The organism is Pseudomonas sp. 24 E 13 (genome assembly GCF_900004715.1).
In the GTDB taxonomy this organism is placed as follows: domain Bacteria; phylum Pseudomonadota; class Gammaproteobacteria; order Pseudomonadales; family Pseudomonadaceae; genus Aquipseudomonas; species Aquipseudomonas orientalis_A.
The window spans coordinates 1-10,920 of the sequence record NZ_CVTO01000030.1; the positions used below are offsets into that span (position 1 = coordinate 1).

The following is a 10,920-nucleotide window of genomic DNA, read 5'->3' on the forward strand; positions in this document are numbered from 1 at the left end:
TCAGCCAGCTCCAGGCTCACTGCGCCCGACAGGCCCGTATCAATCTGGTCGCCCGCAAACAGGCGATCACCCTCAACCAGAACACGGCGTGCCCCTTCCGGAGAAATAACGAACACTTGACCAACAATGCTTTTGACGATGGCAACAACATTGCTCATTAAATATTTCTCCGGCGATCCGTTTCTGATGATTCCATGTGGCCGCTCAATAGGGAGGGCCAAACTGGAGGGGGCGTAGTCTGAACACTTACTGACGTCAAATTATTGGCTAGAATTTTTAGCTATCTAGTTTATGCCAAACTATTGACCTTATGGTCGCCATCCTAAACAATCGCCCCCGTAATGTCACATTGATATTTATGCGGCGAACCGTCCTACATGTGTGAAGCAGTTCCGCTTTTTGAACTTTCCGACGTACGGTCATTACGCTAGCCATTATCCGACGCGGCGGCGCCAATCGCTGTGATTTGAGACAAGAAGTCCTGGGGAATTTTTAATGCGTCTGCACCTGTTCAAGGCAATACCGTTCGTTCTCGCCGCCAGCTTTGTACAAGCCCAGACGCTGCCTCAAGCCATGCAGCAGGCAATGGATGTGCATCCTGAAATTCAAGCGGGTGTAAACAGCCGCATCGCCGCCGATTACCAATTGCGTGCGGCGCAGGGTGGGTATCTGCCGCGTGTCGATTTGAATGCCGGCTATGGCCGTGCGGGCACCGACAACGCTTCCACCCGCGCCGCGAACGGCACGGGCGGCAACCACTGGGACACCCTCAATCGCGGTGAATCCAGCCTGCGCCTGCAGCAAATGATCTTTGATGGGTTCGCCACTTCCAGCGAAGTCGGGCGTCAACAGGCCAACGTCAACTCCCGTGCCTATTCGTTGCTCGGTACGTCCGAGCGCACCGCGTTGACCGTTGCCCAGGTCTACCTGGAAGTGCTGACCCGCCGCGAGTTCGTGCGCCTGGCCGAAGAAAACCTGCGCAACCACGAACGCATTTACGATCAGATCAAGTTGCGCACCCAGCGCGGCGTCGGTAACGGCGCCGACCAGGACCAGGCCGAAGCGCGTCTGGCCCAGGCCCGCAACAACCTGATCACCGAGCAGACCAACCTGGCGGATGCGCAAACCAACTACCTCAGCGCCGTTGGCGAGATGCCCGACCAGCTCGAGCGCCCGGCGCCGTTCATGGCCATGCTCCCGGCCGACCTGAATGAAGCGCGGCGCCAGATGCTCGACAACAGCCCGGTGCTGCGCTCGGCCGAGTCGGACATCTCCGCCGCCGAGAAGCAATACGCGGCCGCCAAATCCAGCTTCTATCCACGCTTTGACGCTGAGCTGGGCACCAACGCCGACAACAACGTCTCCGGTGACGCCAACCACAGCAACGGCTGGGAAGCCATGGTGCGCATGCGCTTCAACCTGTTTGCCGGCGGCAGCAACAAGGCCGACCTGCAATCGAAGTCATACCAGGCCAACCAGGCCCTGGACATCCGCAACAACGCCTTGCGCCAGCTCAATGAAGAACTGGGCCTGGCCTGGAACGCCTTGAACAACGCCAACGCGCAACTGCCGGTGGCCCAGCAGTACGTGGACCACAGCACCCGCGTGCGCACGTCCTACCAGCAACAGTTCAGCCTGGGCCAACGTACCCTGCTGGACTTGCTCGACAGCGAGAACGAATTGTTCACCGCTTCGCGTCGCCTGGAAGAGATCAAGAATATTCAGTTATTTACTCAGTACCGAATCAAGGCGACCATGGGCGAATTGCTCAAAAGCCAAGGCGTCGTCGCTCCAATGGCCTCCGTCGTGCAAAACGATGTGAAGCCCAAAGTTCAACTGCCTGGAATGAACTGAGTCACCCCATAGCCCCATCTGTTAGTCGAGAGTGCACCGCGTGGAATCCGAAGTCAGTCGAGTTCACCTCAGTCATGATCCACGCACGCTGCACGACGACCCGTTACTCGACGGGTTGTTGGCACTCTGCGCCCTGCATCAGAAACCGGCCAGCGCGGCCATGCTCACCACCGGCCTGCCGCTGCCTTCGCAGCGCCTGAGTGCCGAGTTGCTGTCGCGTGCCGCCGCGCGGGCCGGCCTGCAGGGGCGGCTGCTGCAACGCAGGCTCGAACAGATCCCGGCCATCGCGTTACCGGCGCTGCTGCTGCTCAAGGACGGGCGCAGTACCGTGCTGCTCGGCTGGGAAGGCGACGATCAGGCGCGGGTGCTGCTCAGCGAAAGCGATGGCGGTGAAGTGCTGATCAAGCGCGAGCTGCTGGTCGACGACTACACCGGCAAAGTCTTCTTTGCCCAGCCGCAGCACAAATTCGACGTTAACCACGGCACGCTGATTCCCCGGGCCCGATCCTGGTTTCGTGACACGCTCAAGCGTTCGCGCTGGCTCTATACCGACGCCATCGCCGCCAGCTTCCTGATCAACATCATCGCCATGGCCGCGCCGTTGTTCGTGATGAACGTGTACGACCGCGTGGTGCCGAACCAGGCCACCTCTACGCTGTGGGTGCTGGCCGTGGGCATCTGCGGCGCCTATCTGTTCGATTTGGTGCTCAAGAGCCTGCGCAGTCTGTGCCTGGACCTGGCCGGTAAAAAAACCGACCTGATCATCTCCGCCACCTTGTTCGAGCGCATAGTCGGCATGTCGATGAAGTACCGCCCGGCGCGCGTCGGCAGCTTTGCGCAGAACATTCATGAGTTCCAGAGCCTGCGCGACTTCCTCGCCTCCCTGACCCTCACCAGCCTGATCGACCTGCCGTTCACGCTGCTGATCTTCCTGGTGATCGCCCTGCTCGGTGGCCATTTGGTGTGGATTCCGGTGCTGGCGTTCCCGATTGCGCTGGGGATCGGCTACGCCCTGCAAAAACCTTTGGTCGCGACCATGGAACGCACCATGGCCCTGGCCGCCGAACGCCAGTCGAGCCTGATCGAAACCCTCGCCGGGCTGGATGCGGTCAAGGTCAACAATGCCGAGAGCGAACGCCAGTACGGCTGGGAACAGACCATCGGCACTTTGAGCCGGCTCGAGCTGCGGGTGAAATTGCTGTCGGGCCTGTCGATGAACATGACCCTGCTGATCCAGCAACTGGCCGGCGTGATCATGATCGTGTTCGGCGTGTACCAGATCATCGACGGCAACCTCAGCATGGGCGGCCTGATTGCCTGCTACATGCTCAGCGGCCGCGCGTTGAGCCCGCTGGCCTCGCTGTCGGGCCTGCTCACGCGTTACCAGCAGGCCAAGGTCACCATGACCTCGGTGGACCAGATGATGGAGCTGCCCCAGGAGCGCAATTTCGAAGAGCGCCCCATGAGCCGTCGCACCCTGCAAGGCGCCATCGAGTGCCGGGGCCTGAATTTCACCTACCCGAACCAACAGAATCCGGCGCTGAAAAACATCAACCTGGTGATCAAGCCAGGGGAAAAGATCGGCATCATCGGTCGCAGCGGCTCGGGCAAAAGCTCCCTGGCCAAACTGATCGTCGGCCTGTATCAACCCGACTCCGGCGCGTTGCTGGTGGACGGCGTGGACGTGCGCCAGATCGACGTCAGCGAACTGCGCCACAACATCGGCTACGTCGCCCAGGACATCCAACTGCTGGCCGGCACCCTGCGTGACAACCTGGTCAGCGGTGCACGGTACGTCGAAGACGAGATGGTGCTGCAAGCCGCCGAACTGGCCGGTGTGCACGAATTCGCGCGCCTGCACCCGCAAGGCTATGAGCTGCAGGTTGGCGAGCGTGGGCAGAACCTGTCCGGCGGCCAGCGCCAGAACGTCGCCCTGGCCCGTGCATTGCTGCTCAACCCGCCCATCCTGCTGCTGGACGAACCCACCAGCGCCATGGACAACACCGGTGAAGAACGCTTGAAACAACGCCTGCATGCCGTGGTGCAAAACAAGACCGTAGTCCTGGTGACGCACCGTGCCTCGCTGCTGTCCCTGGTGGACCGCCTGTTGGTGGTCGACCGTGGGCAGATCCTCGCGGACGGCCCGAAAGCCGTGGTCATGGAAGCGTTGAAAAAGGGGCAGATCAGTGTCGCTTAACTCCATCAAAAGCGCGGTCGGGCGCTACTTCAAAGGTTCCGACTCGCTGCAGGGCCAGCCGCTGCCCGAGGTCAACAAAGCGCTGATCGAAGATGCGCCGCGTGTCATCCGCCTGACCATCTGGGCCATCATCGCGTTCTTTGTGTTCCTGGTGGTGTGGGCGGGTTTCTCCGAAATCGACGAAGTGACCCGTGGCGACGGCAAGGCGATTCCGTCGTCCAAGCTGCAGAAAATCCAGAACCTGGAAGGCGGTATTGTCGCCGAGCTGTACGTCAAGGAAGGCCAGATCGTCGAGGCCGGCGCGCCTTTGATTCGTCTGGACGACACGCGGTTCGTGTCCAACGCCGGGGAAACCGAAGCGCTGCGCCTGGCCATGCAGTTGCGCGTCGAGCGCCTGAGTGCGCAGGTGGACGACCGCCCGCTGACGATTCCCGACGATGTGCTCAAGGCCGCGCCCAGCCAGGCCGCCAACGAGCGCTCACTGTATGAAAGCCGCCGCCAGCAGTTGAAAGACGAAGTCGGCGGTTTGCAGGAGCAACTGGTGCAGCGCCAACAGGAGTTGCGTGAGTTCACCTCCAAGCAAAGCCAGTACCGCAGCCAGTTGTCCCTGCAACGCCAGGAAATCAACATGTCCGAGCCGCTGGTGGCCCAGGGCGCGGTGTCGCCGGTGGAAGTGCTGCGCCTCAAGCGCGCCGAAATGGAAACCCGGGGCCAACTGGACGCCACCACCCTGGCGATCCCGCGCGCCGAATCGGCGATCAAGGAAGTGCAGCGCAAGATCGACGAGACCCGTGGCAAATTCCGCAGCGAAGCCCTGACCCAACTCAACGAAGCGCGCACCGAACTGAACAAGGCCGAATCCACCGGCCGCGCCCTGGAAGACCGCGTCAGCCGTACCCTGGTCACCTCGCCGGTGCGCGGCATCGTCAAGCAGTTGCTGGTCAACACCGTCGGCGGCGTCATCCAGCCGGGCAGCGACATGGTCGAAATCGTACCGCTGGACGACACCCTGCTGGTGGAAGCCAAGATCCGCCCGCAAGACATCGCCTTCCTGCACCCTGGACAGGAAGCGGTGGTCAAATTCACCGCCTATGACTACACCATCTACGGTGGCCTGAAGGCCAAGCTCGAACGCATCGGCGCCGACACCATCACCGATGAAGACAAGAAAACCACCTACTACATGATCACCCTGCGCACCGACCGCAGCCACCTGGGCACCGATGAGAAACCGCTGCTGATCATCCCCGGCATGGTTGCCTCGGTGGACATCATCACCGGCAAGAAAAGCATCCTCAGCTACCTGCTCAAGCCGATCATCAAGGCGCGGGCGGAGGCGTTGCACGAGCGCTGATCTCTATCGCCTGCTCCGGCCTCATCGGGTGCAAGTCGAATCGTCGCACCGCCCCTCCCACATTTTAAATGTGTTCACAAATCAAGTGTGGGAGGGGCGGTGCGACGATTCGACTTGCCCCCGATAGGGCCCTCAGCATCACCAATGCATATGGATATGCCCTAACAGTATTTAAACTTCCATTCTCAGGCCTATAAATTCACTGCCCTGTCCGCCGGAAGTGAACCCAATGCCCGCCACCCTTCAAACCTTCGACATCCGCCCCTTCCCCGGCAGTGTCGGCGCCGAAATCGTCGGCCTGGATCTGTCCCATCCCGTCAACGACCAGGACTTCGCCCGCATCCACCGCGCGCACCTGGACCACCACGTCATCGTGTTCCGTGACCAACGCATCACCCCTGAACAACAGATCGCTTTCAGTCGGCGCTTTGGCGTGCTGCAGATCCACGTGCTCAAACAGTTCCTGCTGGCCAACCACCCGGAAATCCTGATCGTCTCCAACATCATCGAAAACGGCCAATCCATCGGCCTGGGCGATGCGGGCAAGTTCTGGCACTCGGATCTGTCGTACAAGGAACTGCCCAGCCTGGGCTCGATGCTGCACGCCCAGGAACTGCCGTCCGAAGGCGGCGACACCCTGTTTGCCGACATGCACAAGGCCTGGGAGCAACTGCCCGAGCACCTGCGCAACGCCGTCGAAGGGCGCCGCGCCGCGCATTCCTACACCGCGCGTTACAGCGAAACCAAATTCGAAGGTAACTGGCGCCCGACCCTGACCCCTGAACAGCTCGCCCAGGTGGCCGAAGTGGTGCATCCCATCGTGCGCACCCATCCTGAAAACGGCCGCAAGGCGCTGTTCGTCAGCGAAGGTTTCACCACCCGCATCGTCGGCCTGCCGGATGACGAAAGCCGCGACCTGCTGGCCCAGCTCTACGCCCACAGCGCGCTGCCGGAAAACATCTACCGCCACCAGTGGCAGCCCCACGACCTGGTGTTCTGGGACAACCGCTCGCTGATCCACCTGGCCGCCGGTTGCCCAAGCCACCTGCGCCGTAAGTTGTTGCGCACCACCATCCAGGGCGATGCGCCGTTCTGAACCGGTAAAGCCTGATAGGATTGCGCCCAGTTCACTCCCGATCGATCACGAGTGCTTGGCATGCAACTACCGGACATGAACCTGCTGGTCGCCCTCGACGCCTTGCTCGATGAAGGCAGCGTGGTGGGCGCGGCGCGGCGGATGAACCTGAGCCCGGCGGCCATGAGCCGCACCCTTACGCGTATCCGCGAAGCGGTCGGCGATCCGATCCTGGTACGCGCCGGTCGCGGCCTGGTACCGACCCCCAAGGCGTTGGAGCTGCAAGGCCAAGTGCGCACTGTGGTGGAGCAGGCGGCGTTGCTGTTTCGCTCGGCCGATCAAGTGGACTTGAGCACCCTGCGCCGCCGCTTCAGCGTGCGCGCCAATGACTTTTTCATCGGCGTGTATGGCGGTCGCTTGTTCGACACCATGCAGCGCGTGGCGCCGTTCTGCGAACTGCGCTTCGTGCCCGAAGGCGACACCGACGACGAAGCGCTGCGCGAAGGGCGATTGGACTTGCGCGTGAGCAATACCCTGCCGGCGAGCCCCGAAGTGAAGGTGCAGAACCTGTTCTCGACCACCTTCGTCGGCCTGGCGCGGGAAGATCATCCGCTGTTCGACGCAGAGATCACCGCCGCGCGGTTTGCCAGTTATTCCCACATCAGCATCTCGCGGCGCGGCATCGCCCGTGGGCCGATCGATACCGCGTTGAATGCCCAGGGCCTGGAGCGCCGCGTGGCAATGATCGCCCCGGGCTTTCACGGTGCGATGTTCATGCTGCCCGACTCCGACCTGCTGCTGCCGGTGCCCAAGGAAGCGCTCCTGAGCGCTACGCGCCTGAAGCTGCCGTTGCGCGCATTCCCGCTGCCAATCTCATTGCCGACGCTGGTATTGGCCCAATCCTGGCACCCACGCTTTGACAAAGACCCGGCACACAAATGGCTGCGCGAAACCATGCGCGAAAGCTGCCACGCCACCTGGCTCGAAGCCCAGCCGTCAGCCAGTCTGTAGGAGCGAGCTTGCTCGCGAAAAACGTCAACGATAACGCCTGTTTCCTGAATGAACACGGCGCCTGTGAGTTTTTCGCGAGCAAGCTCGCTCCTACATGAGCGCTTGGCCCCTCCAATCATGGATTGCGTCTGACGCACTTATAAGCTGACAACAAGTAACTTTTTGTCATGCTAGAGCCTGATTAAACTGCTCGGGTATTTCTTTATTCCGAGTTACCTGTCCATGACATCCCTCGCTGCCCCCGCCTTCGAGGCTGCAGCCCAACCCACTGCGCCCAGCCCACCGGTATTCGGTCCGCGCATCATCATCGGCCTGGTCGGCGTGCTGCTGGCGGTGCTGGTGTCCGGCCTCAACGAGATGGTCACCAAGGTCGCCCTCGCCGATATCCGTGGTGCGCTGTACATCGGCTTTGACGAAGGTACCTGGCTGGTCGCGGCCTACACCGCCACCTCCGTGGCGGCGATGGCGTTCGCGCCGTGGTGTGCGGTGACGCTCTCGCTGCGCCGTTTCACCCTGTGTGCCATCGGCCTGTTTACCCTGCTCGGCATCCTGTGCCCGTTCGCACCGAACTACGAAAGCCTGCTGCTCCTGCGCACGGTGCAAGGCCTGGCCGGTGGCGCGTTGCCGCCGATGCTGATGACCGTGGCGCTGCGGTTCCTGCCGGCCAACGTCAAGTTATACGGCTTGGCCGGTTATGCCCTGACGGCCACCTTCGGCCCGAGCCTGGGCACGCCGCTGGCGGCGTTGTGGACCGAATACGTCGGCTGGCAATGGGCGTTCTGGCAGATCGTCGGGCCTTGCCTGCTGGCGATGGCCGCCGTGGCCTACGGCTTGCCGCAGGATCCGCTGCGCCTGGAGCGTTTCAAGCAGTTCAACTGGCGCGGTCTGCTGTTGGGCTTCCCGGCCATCTGCATGCTGGTGATCGGCCTGTTGCAAGGCAATCGCCTGGACTGGTTCGAGTCAGGCCTGATCACCTTCCTGCTCAGTGGCGGCACGCTGCTGATGGTGCTGTTCATGCTCAACGAATGGTCGCAGCCGCTGCCGTTCTTCAAGTTGCAGATGCTCGGCCTGCGCAACCTGTCGTTCGCGTTGATCGTGCTGGCCGGCGTGTTGATGGTGTTGACCTCGGTCATCATCATCCCGTCGAGTTTTCTCGCCCAGGTCCAGGGCTACCGCCCCCTGCAAACCGCGCCGGTGATGCTGCTGATGGCGCTGCCGCAACTGATCGCGCTGCCGCTGGTGGCCGCGCTGTGCAACCTGCGCCGGGTCGATTGCCGCTGGGTGCTCGGGATAGGCCTGGGCATGCTGGTGCTGGGCTGCATCGGCAGTTCGCACCTGACGTCAGCGTGGATTCGCGATGATTTTTATGGCTGGTACCTGCTGCAGATTTTCGGCCAACCGATGGCTGTGCTGCCGCTGCTGATGCTGTCCACCGGCAGTATCCAGCCCATCGAAGGGCCGTTCGCCTCGGCCTGGTTCAACACCGTCAAGGGCCTGTCCGCCGTGATCGCCACCGCTGTGCTGGATACGCTGACCACCCAGCGCGGGCATTTTCACTCGACCATGCTGGTGGACCGCCTGGGCAATTCGCCCCTGGCCGACGGCGACGCGCCGGGCCTGGCGCAGCGCCTGCACGCGCAAGTCGTGGTGCTCACCTCTTCGGATCTGTATGTCGTCATGGCCGGTGTCGCGGTGGCGCTGATCCTGCTGATTTTCTGGATGCCTACGCGGATTTTTCCGCCTCGCGCACCGACCTGACCCCAAGGATTTCTCATGAAACGCAAAGACAAAATCGCCGTCTCCGTTATCGCTGTGTTTGCCGTCGGCGTGCTGGTGTACCTGGTTGCGCCAGGCCTCCTGGGCAGCCGGCGCCAGACCACCAACGACGCCTTCGTCGCCGCCGATTTCACCCTGGTCGCCCCTCGCGTGGCCGGGTTCATCAAGGAAGTGCTGGTGCAGGACAACCAGCGCGTCAAAGCCGGCCAGCTGTTGGCGTTGATCGATGACCGCGACTTTCGCGCCGCCGCCCAGGCCGCCGACGCCGACACCCTGGTCGCCCAGGCTCAACTGAAAAACGCCAGCGCGACCCTGGAGCGCCAAAGTTCGGTGATTGCCCAGGCCCAGGCCACCGTGGCGGCGGACCGTGCCGAAGTGGCGTTTGCCGAACACGAACTGAACCGCTACAACCACCTCGCCGGCGTCGGCGCAGGCACCGTGCAGAACGCCCAGCAAGCCAAGACCCGCATCGACCAGGCCACCGCGCGACTGGCCAAGTCCACGGCAGTGCTGGCCGCCGAACGCAAGCAAGTGGAAATCCTCACGGCCCAGCGTGACGCCGCCGAAGGCGGGCTCAAGCGCGCCCAGGCCGCGCTGGAAATGGCCAGTTATCAGCTGTCCTACACGCGTATCGTCGCGCCGGTGGACGGCATGGTCGGTGAGCGGGCGGTACGGGTCGGCGCCTATGTGACCCCGGGCAGCAAGATCCTTGCGGTCGTGCCGCTGGCCGAGGCCTATGTCGTGGCCAATTTCCAGGAGACGCAACTGTCCCACATGCATGCCGGCCAAACCGTGCAAGTGCGCGTCGACAGCCTCGACGGCGAGTTGCTCAACGGTCACCTGGAAAGCCTGGCACCGGCCACCGGGGTGACCTTCGCCGCGGTCAAGCCGGACAATGCCACCGGCAACTTCACCAAGGTGGTGCAGCGTATTCCGGTGAAGATCGTGCTGGAGCCCGATCAGCCGCTGACCGAGCGCTTGCGCGTCGGTATGTCGGTGGAGGCCAGTGTCGACACACAGGCGGTCGCGCCCCACCCTGAGGTGGCCCAGCAATGAGACAGTTCGCCTGGCTCACCTTGAGCCTCATCAGCCTGAGTGCCTGCACCGTCGGCCCGGATTTCCAACGGCCGCAAGGCCCGCAGGCGGCCCAATGGAGTGAGCCCCAGGGGCGTCAGGCAGCCAGTCGTGCCAGCAGCGACCCGTTGCAGGAGCGCTGGTGGGACGTGTTCCACGACGAGCAGTTGTCAGCGCTCACGCGCCGCGCCCTCAGCGATAACCTCGACCTGAAGCTGGCCAGCAGCCGCCTGCAACAAAGCCGCGCGATGCGCCAGGTGACCACCGCCGAACGCTACCCCGACGTCGATGCGGGCGGCGGTTACCAGCGCAAGCGCAACAGCGCTAAAGGCTTGAACGACCCCTCCGGCGAGAACGGCCGCTCGGCCTTCAGCCAGTGGGACATGGGCTTTTCCGCTGCCTGGGAGCTGGACTTCTGGGGCCGGGTCAAGCGCGAGATCGAAGCCGCCGACGCCACCCTGGACGTTGCCGAAAACGACCGCCGCGCCGTGTTGCTGTCGGTGCTGGCCGAGACCGCGCAGGACTACATCCAACTGCGCGGCGTACAGAACACCCGCGCCGTCACCGAGCAAAACCTCG

8 protein-coding genes are annotated in these 10,920 nt (G+C 62.8%); all 8 read left to right on the top strand.

The annotated features are described in order from the left end of the window. Positions 1-501 precede the first annotated feature (501 nt). Entirely contained in the window at positions 502-1,854 is a 1,353-nt protein-coding gene (locus tag BFP90_RS01225; RefSeq protein WP_368943714.1) for a TolC family outer membrane protein, read from the top strand. A gap of 40 nt (positions 1,855-1,894) precedes the next feature. Continuing rightward, on the top strand, positions 1,895-4,051 hold the full coding sequence (locus BFP90_RS01230) for a type I secretion system permease/ATPase (RefSeq protein WP_065894044.1): 2,157 nt from the start codon (positions 1,895-1,897) through the stop codon (positions 4,049-4,051). Beyond that, complete coding sequence (locus BFP90_RS01235; protein WP_065886609.1) at positions 4,041-5,405, top strand: HlyD family type I secretion periplasmic adaptor subunit; 1,365 nt, start codon at positions 4,041-4,043, stop codon at positions 5,403-5,405. The genes BFP90_RS01230 and BFP90_RS01235 overlap by 11 nt, the downstream gene beginning before the upstream one ends. A 229-nt stretch (positions 5,406-5,634) precedes the next feature. Beyond that, complete coding sequence (locus tag BFP90_RS01240) at positions 5,635-6,501, top strand: TauD/TfdA dioxygenase family protein (protein ID WP_065895767.1); 867 nt, start codon at positions 5,635-5,637, stop codon at positions 6,499-6,501. Between the two features lie 60 nt (positions 6,502-6,561). Then, positions 6,562-7,491 (top strand): LysR family transcriptional regulator, encoded by a 930-nt coding sequence (locus tag BFP90_RS01245; protein ID WP_065894046.1) that lies wholly within the window; start codon positions 6,562-6,564, stop codon positions 7,489-7,491. Between the two features lie 222 nt (positions 7,492-7,713). After that, a complete protein-coding gene (locus tag BFP90_RS01250; RefSeq protein ID WP_065895768.1) occupies positions 7,714-9,249 on the top strand; it encodes an MFS transporter in 1,536 nt (511 codons plus the stop codon). 15 nt (positions 9,250-9,264) lie between these two features. Continuing rightward, on the top strand, positions 9,265-10,323 hold the full coding sequence (locus BFP90_RS01255) for an HlyD family secretion protein (RefSeq protein ID WP_065895769.1): 1,059 nt from the start codon (positions 9,265-9,267) through the stop codon (positions 10,321-10,323). Then, positions 10,320-10,920, top strand: a 601-nt coding sequence (locus tag BFP90_RS01260; RefSeq protein ID WP_176718001.1) for a TolC family protein, incomplete at its 3' end; no start/stop codon positions are given. The genes BFP90_RS01255 and BFP90_RS01260, both read left to right, overlap by 4 nt.